The sequence below is a fragment of the Xanthomonas sp. NCPPB 3959 genome (genome assembly GCF_056675575.1).
Genome location: NZ_JBWWVR010000002.1, coordinates 229,583 through 249,533, shown reverse-complemented (window position 1 = coordinate 249,533; position 19,951 = coordinate 229,583). Strand labels below are relative to the sequence as shown.

The following is a 19,951-nucleotide window of genomic DNA, read 5'->3' as shown; positions in this document are numbered from 1 at the left end:
CGTAAATAAGAGACTGTGTTAATGAAGACTGCGTTGATTACTGGAATCTCTGGTCAGGACGGGGCTTACCTGGCCCAATTGCTCCTGGACAAGGGGTATCGTGTGTTCGGCACCTATCGCCGAACGAGTTCCGTCAATTTCTGGCGGATCGAGGAGCTGGGAATCGCAGCCCACCCGAACCTTCATCTGATCGAATACGATTTGACCGATCTGGGTTCAAGCATCCGCATGCTTGAAAGCGCTGGCGCCACAGAGGTCTACAATCTGGCTGCTCAGAGTTTCGTCGGTGTTTCGTTCGACCAGCCGACGACTACCGCGCAGATTACCGGTATCGGTCCGGTTCACCTGCTCGAAGCGATCCGCCAGGTTAATCGGGATATTCGTTTTTACCAGGCGTCGACTTCGGAAATGTTCGGCAAGGTGCAGGCGGTTCCGCAGATCGAGACCACGCCGTTCTATCCGCGTAGTCCTTATGGCGTGGCCAAGCTTTATGCGCACTGGATGACCGTTAATTACCGCGAAAGCTACGACATCTTCGGTTCGAGCGGCATCTTGTTCAATCACGAAAGCCCACTGCGTGGACGCGAGTTCGTGACGCGCAAGATCACCGACTCCGTCGCGAAGATCAAGCTCGGCCTGCTGGACTGCATGGAGCTGGGTAATCTCGACGCGAAGCGGGATTGGGGTTTTGCACGCGAGTATGTCGAAGGAATGTGGCGGATGCTTCAGGCAGACGAGCCGGACACCTTTGTGCTTGCGACGAATCGCACCGAGACCGTGCGTGATTTTGTCAGCATGGCGTTCAAGGGCGCCGGGATCGATGTCGAGTTCCGCAACAGTGATGTGGACGAGATTGCTGTGGATGTGCAGACGGGTAAGACGGTGATGAAAATCAATCCGAAGTTCCATCGTCCTGCCGAGGTGGAATTACTCATCGGCAATCCAGAAAAGGCCGAGCGCGTACTGGGCTGGCGTCCTGAGACGAGCCTGGAGTCGCTTTGCCAAATGATGGTGGAAGCAGATCTGAAAAGGAACGAACGTGGTGCTTCCTTCTGATATTGCTGGAAAGCGGGTATTGGTCACTGGTGCGTCCGGTTTTACCGGCCGCTATGTGGCCGATGAACTAAAAAACCTGGGCTGCGAAGTGCTGGGGCTTGGCGGGTCTGATCAGCCCGCACCGCGCTGGGCCAGCGCCTTGGCGCCGGTCGACCGTCATTACCAGGCCGACCTGCGTGATCAGGATGCTTTGCGTGAGGTGCTGAAAGAGACTTCTCCGGACATCATCATTCACCTAGCCGCGCTTGCGTTTGTGGGGCACGGCAGTGCGGATGATTTCTACAATGTAAATCTGGTGGGTACGCGCCACTTGCTGCAGGCAGTGGATGAGGCTGCAATCTCGCCTGGGCGCCTGCTTATCGCCAGCAGCGCCAACGTTTATGGCAACTCCTCGGAGGGACGCTTGGATGAGTCGGTGGTCCCGGCGCCGGCAAACGATTACGCCATCAGCAAACTGAGCATGGAGTACGTGATTCGGCTTTGGCAGAGTCGGTTGCCCATCATCGTGGTCCGGCCGTTCAACTACACCGGCAGGGGGCAGTCGGAAAACTTCCTGATCCCCAAGATCGTCTCGCACTTTGTCAGGCGGGAGCCGCGGATCGAGTTGGGAAATCTGGATGTGTCGCGTGATTTCGGCGACGTCAGGGCGGTGGCATCCGCCTACGGCAAGCTGTTGCAGTCATCCGACGCCATCGGTCGTACGGTCAATGTGTGCTCCGGAACGGCCTATTCCCTTCGGGACGTGATCGACCTGTGCACACAGATCACTGGCCATTCGTTGGAAGTCTCGGTGAATCCGAAGTTCGTCCGTAGCAATGAAGTCAAGATGCTATGCGGCGATAACCGGTTGCTGCAGGAACTTGCAGGAAGTTGGACGTCTCCGCCGCTGCGCAAAACCCTGGAATGGATGCTGGAAGAGGGCTGAGCGAAGCTCGGCAGCTTGCTGGGCTTGGTGATCTATTTGCGCGTATGTACGGTGCCGACGCAGAGAAGCTTGAAGTACGATGATTGATGCGGCCAGATGGCCTGCGTCACGTTGAGTCTGACGTGACGCAGGCTTGTTGATTGGTCGGCAGGCATACGACCAAGTGGTTGACCTGGAAATTGAATGACTCCACCGCGCGCGCTGTCAGCCACGTTTAGAGGCGCCCAACAACTACATCTAGTGAGTCAGGTGCAAGTGCACTTGGTGGCTTGCCCAACCATGGCCAGCGGCTGCTAGGGCGTGCGGGCTGCCAGCTGCAAAGACCTGAGTGAGATGCCCAGCGTACGCGTGTCCGAAGACAGTCCAAGTTCAACTGGGGAGGCGGGGCGATCGTAGTGCAGTTCGACCCTGACCTCATCGCCAGGCGCCAACGTTGGCAAGGCAACGCTGATCTGCTGCGGCTCTGGCGCGGATGCTGTCAGCGTCTGATGCTGCCAGTTTCCGCCATTGACCCGAATGCTGACCTCCATGGATTGGCGTTGCGGAGCCCATAGGCCGCCAACCTGCAAGACAAGCTGGGTGCCCGCTGCCGCCGATTTCTCGATTCGCACCAAAAGCCCCGAATCTTCGCCGATGGACCATACTCCGAATGGTTCATCGCTGGACCAGCCATTTGTCAAAAAGGGCCGCAAATCAGCAGGACCTACTGTCTTGCCTGCCGAAAGCATGGCGGGTTTCATCGAAGCGGCATCCAGGGAAGACTCGGTCTCCCTCGCCGTACAGCCAGGAAGTAACACGCATAAGACGGCAGCCAGCACGGCAACCCTAACACCGTGGTTTGCGGTAATCATTTTGAATCCTGGCGGCAAATGGTGTGGGAAGGAGTGCGCATGTCTTTTAGTTGGCCGACTCTATTGGCGCGACCTTGATCCAATCGAAAGCCATACCGATTCCGTAGGAGTGATTATCGACGGCGAGCAGGAAGGTAGCCCGATTGTCGCCATTCTTCAGGAAGGACGAGGGCAATTCCCCATAAAATTCATTGGCATTGATCCAACGTAGTGGGATCACATGGTCGTTCACTGAAACGGCGAGCTGCTCGGGGTGTATCCCGGGCGCAATGGCCCTGACCTTTCCGCGAACCCGATATGTCCCGCCAGCAGGTTTGAGGCGGAATTGAAGCCACGGATTCTCCACCACGTTCCACGAGAACGAAGCCCGTTCTGCGGAACCTTCGGGTTGCCACTGGGCATCCTGCCACCCTCGACCGGGTGCAGGCACATCCAAGTTCCACCAGCGGCCGAAATCCCACCTGAAGCTGGTCTCTTGGTCCCTGTGGCGGAACTGATCGAAAGCCAGAAGCCAGGGGGACGGAGCGAGCATGGCGCGATAACGTCGCGAAACGGTGTCGTTGCGCAACGAAAGCTCGTCTTTACGCGCACTGGCCAGAGGCACGATGCCGTTTTCGGGAATGCGTACGACCTGCGTCGTGCTCTTGTCTGCGCGATACAGAACGCTTTGCGGCGGCGACGTATAGCCGGGCCCATCAACGGTTGCGCCTGAGCTGAACTCCCAGTGGTCGGGGTACTCGGCACATTGGCCGGTGCGACCTCTTTCATCCGTGCGTTGCCAGTCGTTCTCAGGCTGATTGCAGATCTGCACCCGGTTGATCGGCTTCCCGTACAAGTACGTCAGCGCGTTCATCATGTTTTCCCGGAGCATCCAAACGCTATTGATCCGGTGGGAGCCATCGAGAATGAGGAGATCGCGCTCGTTGGCAATGTCCGGCAGGCTTACCGCCACGTTCTTGAGGACCTCGCGCTCTGTATCGGAGATCTGTTCGTAGTGATGGAACTGGAACATCTGCGCCGCCATGCCCAATACGATCAGCACGGTTCCCAACAGCACCGCCAAGGTTCGACGCCCTCCAGACAGGAGCATGACCAGAGCCACCGTTGCCAGTGCCCCGCCTGGCGTAGCGAAAAGGAAGGTGCGTTGACTGATGCTGGTATGCGCTGGAGACGCAAGAAAGGGAAGATAACCGACGGCAGCAAACACCACGCCAGTGAAGAGCACCCGCAGCGACCAGAGTACGCCGATGTGCTTTCCCGACGTTGGCGTTGACGCAGGCTCGCGCACGTAACGGAGCAGAGCCACTGCCATCAACGCAATGGCTGAGAGATACCAGAAGCTACGGTACTCGACGAAGAGAATCCGCGCCGCGTCGATCCAGCCGCCCACCACGCTGCGCCCGATGCCCGTGTAGAACATCACGTGGGCGCGTTCCTTGAGCAGGGCAATACCACCCGCCTGACCCTTCAACACGTCACCCTGGTAGGTCGAGCCGTGTTTGGCAACGTAGTAGATGTAAGCCGCACAAGCCAGGACGCCGATGCACCAGACCAGCGAAACGTGCCAGCGGCGTAACAGCACCCGTATCGTTTCCACCAACCCCAACCGACACCACAGCAACAGCAGGGGCAAGATTGCGTATGCCAACGCCAACTCGTAGATCAGCGTGGCGACGACGAGCATGGCGGTGGACAGCAGCGACAACAGGATCGCTTTGGTCCTGCTGGCCATCCGTTCACTTTCATATGCATGCACGATCCCGATCACGCTGGCCAAGGCCAACCCGACAGACCAGTTGATATGGAAAGAGCGGAACGACAGCTGCATCGTATCGGCGGGATAGATGACTACCAGCAGCGCCAATAACACGGCATAGAGCCGCGAGCGCAGTAGCCACCACCCCATGATTCCGCCGCAAACGCCCTTTAACACCAAGGCCAGCATCTGCAGTAGATGCATGGCGAAAAAGGAATTGGGCGATAGTTGGTACGCGATCGCATTCGGCAACAGCATGAGAGGCCGCATGCGGTGAGTGGGAAGCGGCCCGCCCTCGCCAACAACGTAGAACACGCCGTGGCGAGTGAACAGGCTCAGAAGATCCCATTCCTCGATATGCCCCATCATGTTGAAGCCGAAGGGAAGCCAAAGCAGCATGACGATCGCTATGGAGCAAGCGATGAACAGCATGGTGCGTTGGGAAACGTCGTTGCGGTTAAGGAGGTTGGACATTCGATGGCTTGTTTGGTTGCAGTTGCGGCGTAGGTTGGATTTAGACGTGATCGCGACGTCGGTCCCGGTTGAAGACCCAGAAATTCATCACGAGAAATACCACGACAGGCACGACGACGGCCGAGAACGCAATGCCCCACGCGTAATGCAAGTGCAGACTGTTCACAGCCACGCCCATCCCGATGATGGACAAGGCAAGGTTGAAGCTGTGCAGCAAAATGAAGCGCAAGCCTTCCGAGCTCAGATGGCCAGAGGAGACGAACGTGAAGCTGCGGTGCGCGACGAAATTGATTGGCACCAACACCAGGTAGCAGAGCGCCGTCGCCATGGTCGGCTGCATGCCGAGCTTTGATACAGCCAACCAGGTGAGCGCACTGAAGGCCACGGTACTGGCGCCGCCAACGATGCAAAAACGCAAAAAGCGTGCGGCCAGGGCGCGGTGGCGCTGCGGTATCACTGCACGTTCTCTTGCTCTTGGCCTACGTTGAGCTGTTGGCCCTTTATGTATTGGGGGCGATTGCTGACGTTCAGCAGCACGCGCCCCACATATTCGCCCACCACGCCCAGCGCGAGTAGCTGGATGCCGCCCATGATCAATACCGCGACGATCAATGAGGTCCAGCCGATGACGGTGTGCGGCCAAAGCAGCTTTTGCAAGATCAGCACGATGGCGCACAGGAAGCCGAGGCCGGAAGAGACGATTCCTGTCAGCGACGCGACCCGTAATGGCGTGATCGAGAAGCTCGTGGCCATCTGCATCCACAGCGAGATTGATTTGCGCAGGCTGTATCCAGACTTGCCGTCGCTTCGGGCGTGGTGCTCCGCTTCTATGGTGGTGATATTGCTGGTGCTCTGGACGATAAGCCCATCGACATAGACGAAGGGGCCACCGTAGCGCAATATTTCGTCACGTACTTCGCTGATCAAGCCGCGAAATGGCGAAAGATAGAGCCCGCGAGGTTTGGCAAGCAGCCACGAAGCCATGCGGTCGTTGAACTGGCTGCCGAGGCGCTTCCAGAGAGCGTGTCGCCGGCTTTTGAACTGCACGTAGCAAACATCCGCTCCATTGCGCAGCTCTGCCACTACGCGCCCGATGTCGGAGGGCGAGTGCTGCAGATCGTCATCCATGGTGACGATGTAACGGCCGCGTGCCACACCGAATCCAGCCATTAACGCATTGTGCTGCCCCGCGTTCTTGCGCAGCCGGACTCCCTTCAACCAGGGCCGGGAGGCGCACAGGGCTGTTATGACCTGCCAGGAACTATCCGGGCTGCAGTCGTACACCAGTACAACTTCGAACTTCTCGGTGAGCGCAGTCAGCGACTCCTCGAGTTTCTCGGCAAGCGTGGGCAGGATGGTGGCGCTGCCATAGACCGGGATGACGACGGAAATATCAGGTTGCATCGCTCGTTCCGTAGTATTTGCGGATCAGCCTGGCGATGTATCCGGGGGAGGAATCAATGCCGGTGACAGTTGCATAACGAACAAACGGCGCCGAATCAGGCGTGGCACCGCCTCCTCGGTCCACAAAGTCGATGGTTGCCTTCTTGCCCAGCGTGGCCTCCAGCATCGAGACCAGCTCGAGCAGGGTGACGTTTTCTGGCGGAGCCAGATCCAGCACGGCATTGCTCTCGAGGCGATTCTCAACCAGATGAAGGGTTAATCGGGCGACATCTTCCACGTCGATCAGGCAGCGTACTGCCTTGACCCAGATGCGCAATGGTTCTGCGTTGCGGATACCACTGGCGAGATAGTTGGACAGGGTGTGAGGGTTGTCGGTGCGTCCCACGACTTGAGGCAGGCGCAGAATCAGAGACTCGTCCCGTTCTGCGATCAGCTGTTCCATTTTCAGCTTGTGACGGACGTAATGGGTTTCGGCACGGTCGGGGTCTGTCACGCTGCAGGTGCTGAAGTAGACGAACCGGCCCCGCGCGTCGTCCAGGGCCTTGACCAGCAGACGTGCTTCCCTTTCGAATGCCGCAGGATCGGTCTCAGATGAATTGGACACCCCGGAGGCGAATACCGTGGCGTTGAGCTCAGCGAGCCTATCTGCTGCGAAGGATCTGGCCAGCAGGCCATTACCGATGATCACTTAATTACCACTTCCCATTTATCGACTTTGTCCTTACACAGCGCCGGACAACTACAAGGCCGCCAGCGCTATACGATCGTCCCGGGCCAGCATTCGCTCCGACCGTAGCGTGCCCCCATCATAAAAAGCGGCAAGCAGTGCCACCGCCACGTTGACGGCGCAGTATACCGTCCACTGTGGCGGCCGTCGTAACCCTGCGCGTAGCCATTAGCCCAAAGCCTGTTCCAGCTCCGGCAACAACGTAAAGAGATCCCCCACCAACCCGATATCGGCAATCTCGAAGATCGGCGACTCCGGGTCCTTGTTGATCGCCACGATCGTCCCTGCGTCCTTGATGCCGGTCAGATGCTGGATCGCGCCGCTGATGCCGATCGCCACGTACAGCTCGGGGGCGATGATCTTGCCGGTCTGGCCGACCTGTAGCTCGTTGGGCACGTAGCCGGCGTCCACTGCAGCGCGCGAGGCGCCCACGGCGGCGCCGAGTTTGTCGGCCAGGCTGTAGATGTGCTGGAAATTCTCGGCCGAGCCGACGCCGCGGCCGCCGGAGACCACGCGCTTGGCGCTCTGCAGGTCGGGGCGATCGGAGCTGCCTGCGGCCAGGCCGACGAAGCGGGTGTGGGTCGGCAGCGCGGCATCGACGGTGACTGCCTCGACCGTCGCACTGCCGCCGGCTGCCGCTTCCGGCCACGAAGCGCTGCGCACGGTTGCCACCACGATCTGGTCAGCCGGCGCTTTCACTGTGATGATCGCGTTGCCGGCGTAGATCGGGCGCTTGAAGGTGTAGGCATCTTCGACCGACATCAGGTCGGAGATCTGGTTCACGCCCAGCAGCGCGGCCACCACCGGCATCAGATCCTTGCCGAAGGTCGTGGAGGGGCCGAACACATGGCTGTAGCCCTGGCCGGCGAGCTGTGCGATCTGCGGCCCAAGCACCTGGGCGACGGCGTGCTCGTTGGCGGCGTTTGTCACCGTCAGTACGCGTGCGACGCCTGCCAACTGCGCGGTCTGGGTGGCAACCGCAGCCGGATCGGCCGCCAGCACAACAATGTCGATGGACTCGGCCGACACCGCCAGCGCGGCGCTGAGGGTCTTGGCGGTGGCCGCATTGAGCTGGCCGTTGAGATGTTCTGCGACGACGAGGATCTTGGCCATTACAACAACCCCTTTTGCTTGAGTGCGGCCACCAGTTCGGCGGCGTCCTTGACCATCACGCCACGGCTGCGCTTGGACGGCGCGGCGTAGTGGGTGGTGCTGAGGCTGTCGTGCGCATCGACGCCCAGGTCGGCAAAGGCCAGCGTTTCCAGCGGCTTGCTCTTGGCTTTCATGATGTCCGGCAGCTTGATGAAGCGCGGTTCGTTCAGGCGCAGGTCGGTGGTGATCACCGCCGGCAGATCCACTTCCAGCGTTTCCAGGCCGGCGTCGACCTCACGGGTCACGGTGGCCTTGCCATCGGCGACCACCAGCTTGCCGGCGAAGGTCGCCTGCGGACGGCCCCACAGCGTGGCGAGCATCTGACCGGTCTGATTGGCATCGTCGTCGATCGCCTGCTTGCCCAGAATCACCAGGTCCGGTTGTTCCTTCTCGACCAGTTTGAGCAGGGTGCGTGCGGCGGTCAGCGGCTGGATGGCAGAATCGGTGACCACATGGATGGCGCGATTGGCGCCCATGGCCAGGCCGTTGCGCAGGTGCGCGGCGGCATCGGCCGGCGCCAGGGTGGCGACCACCACTTCGGTGGCGATGCCGGCGTCGCGCAGGCGCAGCGCCTCTTCCAGGGCGATTTCGTCGAACGGGTTCGGCGAAAGCTTGACGCCATCGGTGACCACACCGGAGCCATCCGGCTTGACCTGAATGCGGACGTTGTAGTCCACCACGCGCTTGTAGGCGACGAGGATTTTCATCGTGTACGAGATCCTTCAGCTATTGCGGGAAGGCCCGGCCGCGGCGGCAGGCTCGGGAGTGCCGCCATTCTAACCGGGGAGGGCGCACCATGCGATGGCGTATGGATGCTGCGCTGCGGCAGTCAGACACAGCGATGTGGGCGATGCTTAAGCTCGGTCTTGCCCGGACCATATATCCTGTGTGGTTTGAAAATGCAGCGCGGGTGCGCGCGACCAGGAGGGGTAGACAGTGGCGACTTGGCTAGTAACCGGCGGGGCCGGCTTTATCGGCGGAAATTTTGTCCTTGAGGCGGTCGCGCGCGGGATCCGCGTAATCAACCTCGACGCGCTCACCTATGCGGGGAACCTGAACACGCTGGCGTCGCTGGAAGGCAATGCCGACCATGTCTTCGTCAAGGGCGACATCGGTGACGGCGCGCTCGTGACTCGCCTACTGCAGGAACATCAGCCGGACGCGGTGCTGAACTTCGCGGCCGAAAGCCATGTCGATCGTTCGATCGAAGGCCCTGGCGCCTTCATCCAGACCAACGTGGTCGGCACTTTGGCCCTGCTTGAGGCAGTGCGCGACTATTGGAAAGCGTTGCCGGATACGCGCCGTGATGCGGTCCGCTTCCTGCATGTGTCCACCGACGAGGTCTATGGCACGCTGGGTGAGACCGGCAAGTTCACCGAAACCACGCCCTACGCCCCGAACTCGCCGTACTCGGCCTCCAAGGCAGCATCGGATCACTTGGTGCGCGCGTTCCACCACACCTACGGGCTGCCGGTGCTGACCACCAACTGCTCGAACAACTACGGTCCGTACCACTTCCCCGAAAAACTCATTCCATTGGTCATTGCCAAGGCGCTAGCCGGCGAGCCGCTACCGGTGTACGGAGACGGCAAGCAGGTGCGCGACTGGCTGTTCGTCAGCGATCATTGCGAAGCGATCCGCACCGTGCTGACCAAGGGCCGGGTCGGCGAGACCTACAACGTGGGCGGCAATTCCGAGCGCCAGAACATCGAAGTCGTGCAGGCGATCTGCGCACTGCTGGATCAGCATCGTCCGCGCGAAGACGGCAAGCCGCGCGCCAGCCAGATCACCTATGTCACTGACCGTCCCGGGCACGACCGGCGGTATGCAATCGATGCGTCCAAGTTGAAGGACGAGCTGGGCTGGGAGCCGGCGTACACCTTCGAGCAGGGCATCGCGCAGACGGTGGAGTGGTACCTGACCAACCAGGCGTGGGTGCAGGGCGTGCTGGATGGCAGTTATCGTCTGGAACGGATCGGCGCCGCGGCATAACGCGCGTCCCTTGCAAGAGCCTGCGCATGCGCGCGGGCCTCAACAGGAGTACCTCATGACACAACGTAAAGGCATCATTTTGGCGGGCGGGTCAGGCACGCGCCTGTATCCGATCACCAAAGGCGTCAGCAAGCAGCTGTTGCCGGTGTACGACAAGCCGATGATTTACTACCCGCTGAGCGTGCTGATGCTTGCGGGCATTCGGGACATTCTGATCATCAACACGCCGCATGAGCAGACGCTGTTTCAATCGCTGTTGGGCGATGGCTCGCAGTGGGGCGTCAATATCCAGTACGCCGTGCAACCCAGCCCGGACGGGTTGGCACAGGCCTATCTGATCGGACGCGACTTCGTAGACGGCAAGCCGAGTTGCCTGGTGCTGGGCGACAATATTTTCCATGGGCATGGTCTGACCGAGACCTTGCGCCGCGCCGATGTGCGCGAGCAGGGCGCAACGGTGTTCGGTTATTGGGTCAACGATCCGGAGCGCTACGGTGTTGCCGAATTCGATCAGCAGGGCAAGGTCATCGACATTGCCGAAAAGCCGGAAAAGCCGCGTTCCAACTATGCGGTCACCGGCTTGTATTTCTATGATGGCAAGGCCAGCGACTATGCGGCTGCCTTGAAGCCGTCGCCGCGCGGCGAATTGGAAATCACCGATCTCAATCGTTGCTATCTCGATGCCGGCGACTTGCATCTTGAGCCGCTGGGGCGCGGATACGCGTGGCTGGATACGGGCACGCATCAGTCTTTGCACGAAGCGGCCAATTTCATCGAGACCATCCAGATGCGTCAGGGTCTACAGGTGTGCTGCCCGGAGGAAATCGCATTTGGGAAGGGCTGGATCGATGCTGCGCAGCTGGAACGCCTGGCCGCGCCACTGCTGAAAAACGACTACGGAAAATATTTGAATGCATTAGCCAAGCGCGGGGTTGTCCCTTGAAAGTGATCGAAACGACGTTGCCCGGCTGCGTCGTCATCGAGCCTGCAGTCTTTGGCGATGAGCGCGGTTATTTCTTCGAAACATGGAATGCGGAGCGTTTCGGACAGCACGGCCTACCGACAAATTTTGTGCAGAGTAACGTCTCAACATCTGCCAGGGGCGTACTACGCGGTCTGCACTATCAGTGGCCTCGCCCGCAGGGCAAATTGGTGAGCGTGCTTGAAGGCGAGGTCTACGACGTTGCAGTGGACATCCGCAGTGGATCTCCTCACTTCGGGCACTGGACCGCAGTCTTGCTGAGTGCAGAAAACCGACGTCAAGTCTGGATACCTGAAGGCTTTGCGCATGGCTTCGCGGTGCTTTCGGAGAAAGCATTGTTCAGCTATCTGTGCACCGACGTGTACGTCAAGGAGGCTGATGCTGGCGTGCGCTGGAACGACGCGGAGATCGGGATCGATTGGCCGATCAGCGATCCATTGCTGTCCGCCAAAGATGCCAACGCACCGTTCCTTAGCGAAGTGCCCGTCGATCGCTTGCCGGTGTATACGCCGTGACCACGTTGGTCTTCGGTGCAAACGGGCAGGTCGGGACGGAACTGCTGCGTACACTGGCGGCCAATGGCGCGGTGCAGGCAACGACACGCAGCGGCCGGTTGCCTGATGGCAGCGCGTGCGAGACGGCGGACTTCGACGCACCGGAAGCTTTGCCAGCCTTGCTGGACCGGATTGCCCCGTCGCGGGTGGTCAATGCTGCAGCCTACACGGCAGTAGATCGCGCCGAGCAGGATCGCGATAGCGCCATGCGGGCGAATGCGCTATCGCCTGGCGTCATTGCGGCATGGTGTGCTGCCCGTAACGTGCCGTTGGTGCACTACTCGACTGATTACGTCTTCGACGGCCAGGGCAGCGCCCCCTATCTGGAGGATGCGCAGACCTCGCCGCTAGGCGTGTATGGCGAAACCAAGCTTGCTGGCGAGGAGGCCATCCGCGCCTCCGGTGCGCAGCATCTGATCCTACGCACGGCCTGGGTGTACGCCTCGCATGGCGCCAATTTCCTGCGCACGATGTTGCGTGTCGGCGCCGAGCGCGATGAGCTGCGCGTGGTGGCCGATCAGATCGGAACGCCGACGCCGGCGGCATTGATCGCCGATGTCACCGCGCAGTTGCTGCGCCAACGCACACCCGACACCTCGGGCACATGGCACCTCACGGCTGCAGGACAGACCAGCTGGCATGGCTTTGCCGAGGCGATCTTCCAACAAGCTGTCGGAGCAGGATTGCTGTCGCGTGCGCCGCGCGTGGTGCCGATCACGACCGCCGACTACCCGACGCCCGCAAGGCGGCCGGCCTATTCGCGGCTGTCGATCGACAAACTGCAGCGCGATTTCGACCTTGTGTTGCCGGACTGGCGAGTCGGCCTGCAGCGCGTGATTGCCGAAATCGCTGCTGCCAAACAGTAAAGTCGCGATGCTGGTTGGTGGCAACATCCGCGCCGACCAACACAATCCGCAAACACAAACAGCCGGGAATCCCGGCTGTTTGTTTATGTATTGCAGAATCCCGAAAGCGACCGATTAGGTGCGCCCGTAGGTATCTTCGAAACGCACGATGTCGTCTTCGCCCAGATAGCTGCCGGACTGCACTTCGATCAGTTCCAGCGGCAATTTGCCTGGATTGCGCAGGCGATGGGTCACGCCAAGCGGAATATAGGTACTCTGGTTCTCGGTGAGCAGCAGCACCTCTTCGCCACGCGTGACTTCTGCGGTGCCGCTGACGACGATCCAGTGCTCGGCGCGGTGGTGATGCATCTGCAGACTGAGCACGGCACCGGGCTTGACGGTGATGCGCTTGACCTGGTGACGGTGGCCCATGTCGATCGAATCGTAAGCACCCCACGGACGATAGACCTTGCGATGCCAGGTCGCCTCGGAGCGACCGTCGGCCTTGATCCGGCCGACCACATCCTTCACTTCCTGGATGCGATCGCGGTGACCGACCAGAACGGCGTCTGGCGTCTCCACCACAACCACGTCCTCCAGACCGACCATGGCAATCAGGCGCGAGCCATACGCATAGGTGTTCTTGCAATCGAGTTGGATGACATCGCCATGATGCGCATTGCCCTGGCCATCCTGCTCGGAGACGTCCAGCAGCGAGGACCATGAGCCAACGTCATTCCAGCCGGCATCCAGCGGCACGACGACCGCATCGGCAGTCTTTTCCATCACCGCATAGTCGATCGAATCCGACGGGCTGGAGGCGAACGCATCCTTGTCCAGACGGGTGAAGTCGGCATCGCGCTTGCCGCCTTCCCACGCCTTCTGACACGCGTCGGCGATGGCGGGATGGAATTTGCGCAGTTCTTCCAGATAGCGCGAGGCACGGAACAGGAACATGCCGCTGTTCCAGTAATACTCGCCGCTGGCCAGATAGCCTTGCGCGGTAGCCAGGTCGGGCTTTTCGACGAAGCGTTCGACCGCGGTGGCGCCGGTACCGGCACCGGCCTTGATGTAGCCATAGCCGGTTTCAGGCGCGGTCGGCTTGATGCCGAAGGTGACCAGCTTGCCCTGTTCTGCGGCAGCTGCCGCGACGGTCACGGCAGCCTGGAAGGCAGCCTCGTCACGAATCACATGATCGGACGGCAGCACCAGCAACAGCGGATCGCCGCCGTTACGGGTGGCTTCCAATGCAGCGACGGCAATTGCCGGCGCAGTGTTGCGGCCCTTGGGCTCAAGCAGGATGGCAGACGGCTTCACACCCAGCTGCTGCAGCTGCTCGGCGGCCATGAAGCGATGTTCTTCATTGGCCACCACGATGGGTGCATGCGCCGCTACTGGAGCGGAACGCAGCCAAGTGGCCTGCAGCATGCTGTGCTCGCCGACCAGCGGCAGGAACTGCTTCGGGTACGATTCGCGCGACAACGGCCAAAGGCGCGTGCCGGAACCGCCGGACAGGATAATCGGAAGGACGTCGCTCATGAGCGGGGGAAACTCCAGTGCGTCAAAGTGGGGGATGATGGTAAATCAGCCGCGTAGCAGATCGGAAATCTCCTGCGTACGCGTTTCCAGCAGTGCGGCATCGCCGCGGGTTTCCACGTTCAGACGCAGCAGTGGTTCGGTGTTGGAACTACGCAGGTTGAAACGCCACTGGCCGAAGTCCGCGCTGATGCCATCGGTGTAATCCAGCTCGGGTGACAGCGACGCGTAATGCTCCATCACGCGCGCAACTGCGGCCTTGGCATCTTCCACCTTGAAGTTGATCTCGCCGCTGCAAGGGAACTTCTGCATGCGTGCTTCGACCAGATCTGCCAGCGAACGACCGGACTGCGACACCAGCTCGGCAATCAACAGCCACGGAATCATGCCGGAGTCGGCGTAGGCGAACTCGCGGAAATAATGGTGCGCGCTCATTTCGCCGCCGTAGACGGCGTTTTCGCTGCGCATCTTTTCCTTGATGAAGGCATGCCCGCTCTTGCACAGCACCGGAATGCCGCCGCTGTCTTCGACCATCTCCACGGTGTTCCAGGTCAGGCGCGGGTCGTGCACGACCTTGCCGCCCGGCTGCTTGGCCAGGATTGCCTGCGCTAGCAGGCCGACCAGGTAATAGCCTTCGATGAAGCGGCCGCTGTGGTCGAAGAAGAAGCAACGATCGAAGTCGCCATCCCATGCAATACCGAAATCGGCGCCGTGTTCCTGCACCGCCTTGGCGGTGGCAGCGCGGTTTTCCGGCAGCAACGGGTTGGGAATGCCGTTGGGGAAGTTGCCATCGGGTTCGTGGAAGACGCGCACGAATTCGAAGGGAAGATGCGGTGCGAGCAGATCGACGATCAGACCGGCGCCACCGTTGCCGGCGTTGACCACCAGCTTGAGCGGCTTGAGCGTGCTGCGGTCCACGTAGCTGAGCAGGTGCTCCAGATAGGCGGTCTTGTCGGTACGGCTCTGTTCGCTCGCAGTGGGCTCACCCGGTGCGGCGGTATCGGCGGCGACAGTGTCGCGAATCGCGAACAGGCCGGTATCTGAGCTTATCGGTCGCGCCTGCTCGCGTACCAGCTTCATGCCGTTGTAGTCCATCGGGTTATGGCTGGCGGTGACCATCACGCCACCGGCGGCCTTGAGGTAGTCGGTCTGAAAATAGACTTCCTCGGTGCCGCACAAGCCGATATCGATCACCTCGCGGCCGCTGGCGCGCAGGCCGGCCGAGAGCGCTTCCTGCAAGCCGGGGCTGGCCAGGCGCACGTCATGGCCCAGGACCACCGGCCCTTGATCCAGCTGCGCCGCCAGCGCCACGCCGATGCGGCGAGCCAAGTCCTCGTTGAGTTCATCCGGCACGCGGCCGCGAATATCGTAGGCCTTGAAGGCGGGTAGCGTCATGGGCAATTCCTGGGGTGGGGGACATCCGAGTTTAGCGGCTGCGCCGTGTCTTGGGTGTGGCGGAATTGCGAACGGGGACAGGGAACAGTCAGCGGCTAGAATGGTCGCTTCACATCAGCGAGGCGAGGGCGGTGATGCGCAATAGTGGACGTGGTAAGGCAAGCGGCAAACGCTATGCTGATGCCAAGGCGGCGCTGGACGGGGTGCTGGCCGACGGCCAGACCCTGGCGGTGGGCGGCTTTGGCTTGTGCGGAATCCCCGAAGCGCTGATCGCGGCAGTGCGCGAAAGCGGAGTCGGCGGGCTGACCGTGATTTCCAATAACGCCGGAGTCGATGGATTTGGGCTTGGCCAATTATTAGCCACCCGGCAAATCCGCAAGATGATTTCGTCCTACGTGGGCGAGAACAAGGAATTCGAACGCCAGTATCTGGCCGGTGAACTGGAACTGGAGTTCAACCCGCAAGGCACGCTGGCCGAGCGTTTGCGTGCAGGTGGTGCGGGAATCCCGGCGTTCTACACAGCGACCGGCTACGGCACCATCGTCGCTGAGGGCAAGGAAACCCGCGAATTCGACGGCAAGCATTACGTGCTGGAGACCGCGCTGCAGGCCGATGTGGCCTTGGTCAAGGCATGGCGTGCGGATACCGCCGGCAACCTGGTGTTTCGCAAGACCGCGCGTAATTTCAATCCCGCCTGCGCAATGGCCGGTCGCGTCTGCATTGCCGAGGTCGAGGAGATCGTGGCGTTGGGCGCGATCGATCCGGACCAGGTGCATCTGCCCGGCATCTATGTCGACCGCCTGGTGCTCAACGCCACGCCGGAAAAACGCATCGAACAGCGCACCGTGCGCGAAGGACAGCACTGATGGCCTGGACCAGAGATCAGATGGCCGCGCGTGCGGCGCGCGAATTGACCGATGGCGCCTACGTCAATCTGGGCATCGGCCTGCCGACACTGGTGGCCAATCACATTCCCGATGGCGTGGACGTGTGGCTGCAATCGGAGAACGGCCTGCTCGGTATCGGCCCGTTTCCCACCGAAGACGACGTGGATGCGGACCTGATCAATGCCGGCAAGCAGACCGTCACCGCGCGCGCTGGCGCCAGCTATTTCGGTAGCCACGACTCGTTCGCGATGATCCGCGGCGGGCACATCGATCTGGCGATTCTCGGTGCGATGCAGGTCACCGAGCGCGGCGATCTGGCCAACTGGATGGTGCCCGGCAAGATGGTTAAGGGTATGGGCGGCGCAATGGACCTGGTGGCCGGGGTCAAGCGCGTGGTGGTGCTGATGGAACACGTGGCCAAGGACGGCAGCCACAAGATCCTGCCCGAGTGCGACTTGCCGTTGACCGGCGTGGGCGTGGTCGATCGCATCATCACCGACCTGGCAGTCTTCGATGTGACCGACGGCGGGCTGGTGCTGGTGGAGGCGGCAGATGGGGTGGATCTGGAGGAGTTGCGCCATAAGACCGGTGTGGCAATCCTGACGCCTCAACCGTGAGGCAAGGCCGGATGGTCGTCAGGTCATCCGGCCCGGACCGATCCGCGTCCAGTGAAGCGATCGTCCAGTTGCAGCTCTGCCAGCCACGGTGCCTGCCAGCGTCCGGAGCCGACGCACTGCAGCGGGATCTGGATCGAGGCTCGATCGAAGTCCAGCAGGTAGCTTTCGTCCTGCGCAACCTGACAAACGTCTGCAATGAACGCTAACGCACCTTCATGCACCTGCGCGATCGTCGCCCATTGCGCTGGCGATAGCTCCGGACTGGCGTAGACCGCAGTCGGAACCTCGGTGGTGCCTGTGAAGTAGGAAAACTGCGGCGAAGGAGCGGTGAGAAGTGTTTCCAGAAGCAGATCGTGGCGCAGGATCGTGGATTGCTCCGGATCACCCTCGGTACGGCCATCAAAATAGCGGGCGGCGGCCCAACTCTGGGCAGTGATCTTTGTGGCGCGCCCGTTCAATGCAAAATAGGCGCCACCCAGCGGATGCCCAGTCAATCTTGCAAGGTTGGCCTGGATGGTGCCTGAGTAACCTATATCGGCCACCATGGCTGCACCGTTACCTGCGGTCGCTCTCCAGTAATGCAGGTAGGCCGTCCTTTCAGTTTCGGCAAGCGCCAGCAGTTCATCTATTGCTGGAGCTATCAGCTCTAGAAGTTCGGCGTGCATCTCCGGCAGGTAGACATCGCGTTGCATGACCGACTGGCCTAACCGGCGCTCCAGAATATGTGCCGCGGCATCTCCCAGGCGGGCCTGCACCATGTTGCCCAGCGTCCCGGTGTAGGTACTGTCCAGCAGCAATGCAAGATCGTCCGGCGTGTGTAGCGAGGGTGTTCCGGTTCCCCGCCGCGATGCGAGCAGATACTTGCCATGAAGCTGGTCAAGCGCCGGGGACGTTTGTTTCACGAGCTGAAAACCCTGCTCCAGCAGGTAGCCTTCTCGGCTCAAAAATAAAATCGTTTCGATGTTGGTTTGCTTCGCCATGCGGACCAGCCAAGCGAGATAATCGAAGATCAACGGGCCGATGACTATGTAGCCAAGACTTGCCGGGGAGAGTGTCGGCAACGGCATCAATGTTTCCGGCTGCCGGTCGGCAAGATCGGCGAACCGATTAGCCAGCAAGCCAAGCCATAACTGGTCCTGCCACCGCGTTGCCGCACCCAACGGTGGCCGAAGCGGGCGCAATGCAGGAACCACATCCAGTAACGCAGATGGGCGAAGCACATGCACTGGAGTCAGTAATTTGTGCATCTGTGGACGCTGGATATCGCCGTGTTCGTTATCGCCGACATGCAGCCACTGCGAGGTGTCGATTTTTTCAATGTTTGGCAGCTTCTTCCAGGCACTGTCAGCATCTTTGCGCCAACCCGTCTCGCAGGAGACATACCAGGCCGCTGGCAGCGCGCTGGCCTCGGGCGGCAGGATCTGCTGCAGCAATGTGCTATCCAGATACATGTCCGACAGCGCAACCAGGCGGGTGCCGCGTTGCTGCAACTGTGTAGCTGCTGCGATCACAGCCCGACGTGGTTGTAGCAGTCTGGCTTCCAGCGCCACTTCCAATGCCTGGAGGGCGCCGATTGGGAGTCCTTCCGCATCAGGTAGGCCAGACAGGGTGTTGTAGATGCTCGATAGATCGACATCGGCGCCACGTTGATGGCGTGCCTTGGACTCAGCAAGGTCGCGTAGTTCAAGAAAGTTCTCGACCCCGAATTTGCATGCTACTAAGTGGGCAAGATAGGCGCGAGCACCCGCCGGAAACAGGAACGGTCTCACCACCAAGGTGTCGAAGATGTCCAATGACACCAGTCGAGCTTGAAGAGAGGACAGTGTGAATCGCGTGGCGATCGGCGTTTCGAACGCAGCTTGCCAGTTGCGCCCACCTTCGCCGCTGAGCGCCAGCGTGCCGTCTTGCGGCAAAATGCCGATGCGATACTGCTGGTGCCGCACGATGGCGACGAACATGCGCTCCATTGCGTGGTGCAAGGTGCCATCGATCTGGCCGCGCTCTTCGGGAAAGTCCTTCAGCTCAAGGTTCAGCGCATACAACGGCCGTAGTGCATCCACCTTTGCCCAAAACATCGATCCTGCAGGAAAGTCGATGTACTCCGAGGCGCTGATATCGAATCCGAGACGTTGGGCCAGCGCGCGGCAAACCTCAAAATTACTCAGCCAGGTATGTGCCCATAGCGGCACCCGTTCGTAACTTTCGGGGTAAAGCATGCCAAGGCGCGGCTCGGCCTGAAACATTCCCAGTTGCCAGGCGATGCGCTCCGGGCTCCCCATCAGGGACGAGACCAGGTAGCGGCGCCACTGGCCTTGCTCGCTGCCGGTATACAGGGACTTTTTTGTGTGCAGATGGCCGACAACATCCAATGCCAGGATCTGCTCGCGGAACGTCACCACCAGTGGCGCGATATCACGGCCACGGTTGGACACGATGCGCACATCCAGTTTCTCAACATGCGATAGCTTGGAAAAGCGGGCGCGTGAGTGATCTGCGGCGGCTTCGTCCATCACAGAGACCAGCAGGTCATAGCCAACCGGCATGTGCTGGAGTGACTGTGCGAATTCGTCGATCAGATCAGGATAGAAGACGTGCACCATCACGCCGACTTTTAACTGCAGCTGCGACAAGGGCACAGGCGCGACGAACGGCGCTTGGTCCGACAGGCGTGAAGCCGTTGGCTGCTTGCGTCCGGCCAATCGCACTCGCCCAAGAAATCCGCGTATTCCGAGGGCGCGGATCACTTTGAACGCCCGCATCGCAACTGCAGTTGCGCCGGAGAAACCGCCGCCATGGAG

The 19,951-nt window shown here is 60.7% G+C and carries 18 protein-coding genes; 8 read left to right on the top strand and 10 right to left on the bottom strand.

Annotation, left to right across the window (positions count from 1 at the left end):
• Positions 1 to 21 precede the first annotated feature (21 nt).
• Together gmd and AC1KVG_RS04060 are read left to right on the top strand one after the other, a co-directional pair.
• On the top strand, positions 22 to 1,056 hold the full coding sequence (gene gmd / locus AC1KVG_RS04065; RefSeq protein WP_002814017.1) for a GDP-mannose 4,6-dehydratase: 1,035 nt from the start codon (positions 22 to 24) through the stop codon (positions 1,054 to 1,056).
• Positions 1,040 to 1,981, top strand: coding sequence for an NAD-dependent epimerase/dehydratase family protein (locus AC1KVG_RS04060; protein WP_168957158.1), 942 nt, complete (start codon positions 1,040 to 1,042; stop codon positions 1,979 to 1,981). Before gmd ends, AC1KVG_RS04060 begins: the two co-directional genes overlap by 17 nt.
• A gap of 293 nt (positions 1,982 to 2,274) precedes the next feature.
• Here the strand turns inward: AC1KVG_RS04060 and AC1KVG_RS04055 are convergent, their stop codons facing one another.
• The 7 genes from AC1KVG_RS04055 to AC1KVG_RS04025 all read right to left on the bottom strand — a co-directional run bounded on the left by AC1KVG_RS04055 (position 2,275) and on the right by AC1KVG_RS04025 (position 9,052).
• Positions 2,275 to 2,721: a hypothetical protein gene (locus AC1KVG_RS04055; protein ID WP_481093571.1), complete on the bottom strand. Its 447-nt coding sequence runs from the start codon at positions 2,719 to 2,721 to the stop codon at positions 2,275 to 2,277.
• 157 nt (positions 2,722 to 2,878) lie between these two features.
• The gene (locus AC1KVG_RS04050) at positions 2,879 to 5,062 is read right to left on the bottom strand and encodes a hypothetical protein (protein WP_481093570.1); all 2,184 of its coding nucleotides are present in this window, start codon (positions 5,060 to 5,062) and stop codon (positions 2,879 to 2,881) included.
• Positions 5,063 to 5,102: 40 nt separating this feature from the next.
• Positions 5,103 to 5,519: a GtrA family protein gene (locus tag AC1KVG_RS04045; protein WP_023902509.1), complete on the bottom strand. Its 417-nt coding sequence runs from the start codon at positions 5,517 to 5,519 to the stop codon at positions 5,103 to 5,105.
• Positions 5,516 to 6,466: a glycosyltransferase family 2 protein gene (locus tag AC1KVG_RS04040; protein ID WP_023902510.1), complete on the bottom strand. Its 951-nt coding sequence runs from the start codon at positions 6,464 to 6,466 to the stop codon at positions 5,516 to 5,518. Before AC1KVG_RS04040 ends, AC1KVG_RS04045 begins: the two co-directional genes overlap by 4 nt.
• Complete coding sequence (locus AC1KVG_RS04035; protein WP_481093569.1) at positions 6,456 to 7,154, bottom strand: NAD-dependent epimerase/dehydratase family protein; 699 nt, start codon at positions 7,152 to 7,154, stop codon at positions 6,456 to 6,458. Before AC1KVG_RS04035 ends, AC1KVG_RS04040 begins: the two co-directional genes overlap by 11 nt.
• A 207-nt stretch (positions 7,155 to 7,361) precedes the next feature.
• Positions 7,362 to 8,306 carry an electron transfer flavoprotein subunit alpha/FixB family protein gene (locus tag AC1KVG_RS04030; protein ID WP_481093568.1) on the bottom strand — a complete coding sequence of 315 codons (945 nt, stop codon included), beginning with the start codon at positions 8,304 to 8,306 and terminating at the stop codon, positions 7,362 to 7,364.
• Positions 8,306 to 9,052 carry an electron transfer flavoprotein subunit beta/FixA family protein gene (locus tag AC1KVG_RS04025; RefSeq protein ID WP_104549286.1) on the bottom strand — a complete coding sequence of 249 codons (747 nt, stop codon included), beginning with the start codon at positions 9,050 to 9,052 and terminating at the stop codon, positions 8,306 to 8,308. The genes AC1KVG_RS04030 and AC1KVG_RS04025 overlap by 1 nt, the downstream gene beginning before the upstream one ends.
• A 229-nt stretch (positions 9,053 to 9,281) precedes the next feature.
• Between AC1KVG_RS04025 and rfbB the strand changes: the two genes are divergently transcribed.
• The 4 genes from rfbB to rfbD are packed head-to-tail and all read left to right on the top strand — an operon-like array spanning position 9,282 to position 12,739.
• Positions 9,282 to 10,337 carry a dTDP-glucose 4,6-dehydratase gene (rfbB, locus tag AC1KVG_RS04020; protein ID WP_481093567.1) on the top strand — a complete coding sequence of 352 codons (1,056 nt, stop codon included), beginning with the start codon at positions 9,282 to 9,284 and terminating at the stop codon, positions 10,335 to 10,337.
• A 55-nt stretch (positions 10,338 to 10,392) separates the two neighbouring features.
• A complete protein-coding gene (rfbA, locus tag AC1KVG_RS04015; protein ID WP_481093566.1) occupies positions 10,393 to 11,280 on the top strand; it encodes a glucose-1-phosphate thymidylyltransferase RfbA in 888 nt (295 codons plus the stop codon).
• The gene (rfbC, locus tag AC1KVG_RS04010) at positions 11,277 to 11,834 is read left to right on the top strand and encodes a dTDP-4-dehydrorhamnose 3,5-epimerase (protein WP_176341604.1); all 558 of its coding nucleotides are present in this window, start codon (positions 11,277 to 11,279) and stop codon (positions 11,832 to 11,834) included. Before rfbA ends, rfbC begins: the two co-directional genes overlap by 4 nt.
• Positions 11,831 to 12,739, top strand: a complete 909-nt coding sequence (rfbD, locus tag AC1KVG_RS04005; RefSeq protein ID WP_481093565.1) for a dTDP-4-dehydrorhamnose reductase — start codon at positions 11,831 to 11,833, stop codon at positions 12,737 to 12,739. Before rfbC ends, rfbD begins: the two co-directional genes overlap by 4 nt.
• A 114-nt stretch (positions 12,740 to 12,853) precedes the next feature.
• Here rfbD and AC1KVG_RS04000 read toward each other — a convergent pair whose 3' ends face one another.
• Both AC1KVG_RS04000 and AC1KVG_RS03995 read right to left on the bottom strand, forming a co-directional pair.
• Positions 12,854 to 14,257: a mannose-1-phosphate guanylyltransferase/mannose-6-phosphate isomerase gene (locus AC1KVG_RS04000; protein ID WP_006449670.1), complete on the bottom strand. Its 1,404-nt coding sequence runs from the start codon at positions 14,255 to 14,257 to the stop codon at positions 12,854 to 12,856.
• 45 nt (positions 14,258 to 14,302) lie between these two features.
• On the bottom strand, positions 14,303 to 15,649 hold the full coding sequence (locus AC1KVG_RS03995; protein WP_481093564.1) for a phosphohexomutase domain-containing protein: 1,347 nt from the start codon (positions 15,647 to 15,649) through the stop codon (positions 14,303 to 14,305).
• Between the two features lie 134 nt (positions 15,650 to 15,783).
• Here AC1KVG_RS03995 and AC1KVG_RS03990 point away from each other — a divergent pair, with 134 nt between their 5' ends.
• Positions 15,784 to 16,515 carry a CoA transferase subunit A gene (locus AC1KVG_RS03990; RefSeq protein ID WP_481093563.1) on the top strand — a complete coding sequence of 244 codons (732 nt, stop codon included), beginning with the start codon at positions 15,784 to 15,786 and terminating at the stop codon, positions 16,513 to 16,515.
• On the top strand, positions 16,515 to 17,153 hold the full coding sequence (locus tag AC1KVG_RS03985) for a CoA transferase subunit B (RefSeq protein WP_176341599.1): 639 nt from the start codon (positions 16,515 to 16,517) through the stop codon (positions 17,151 to 17,153). Before AC1KVG_RS03990 ends, AC1KVG_RS03985 begins: the two co-directional genes overlap by 1 nt.
• A 23-nt stretch (positions 17,154 to 17,176) precedes the next feature.
• Here AC1KVG_RS03985 and AC1KVG_RS03980 read toward each other — a convergent pair whose 3' ends face one another.
• Positions 17,177 to 19,912 (bottom strand): rhamnan synthesis F family protein, encoded by a 2,736-nt coding sequence (locus AC1KVG_RS03980; RefSeq protein WP_481093627.1) that lies wholly within the window; start codon positions 19,910 to 19,912, stop codon positions 17,177 to 17,179.
• Positions 19,913 to 19,951 lie beyond the last annotated feature (39 nt).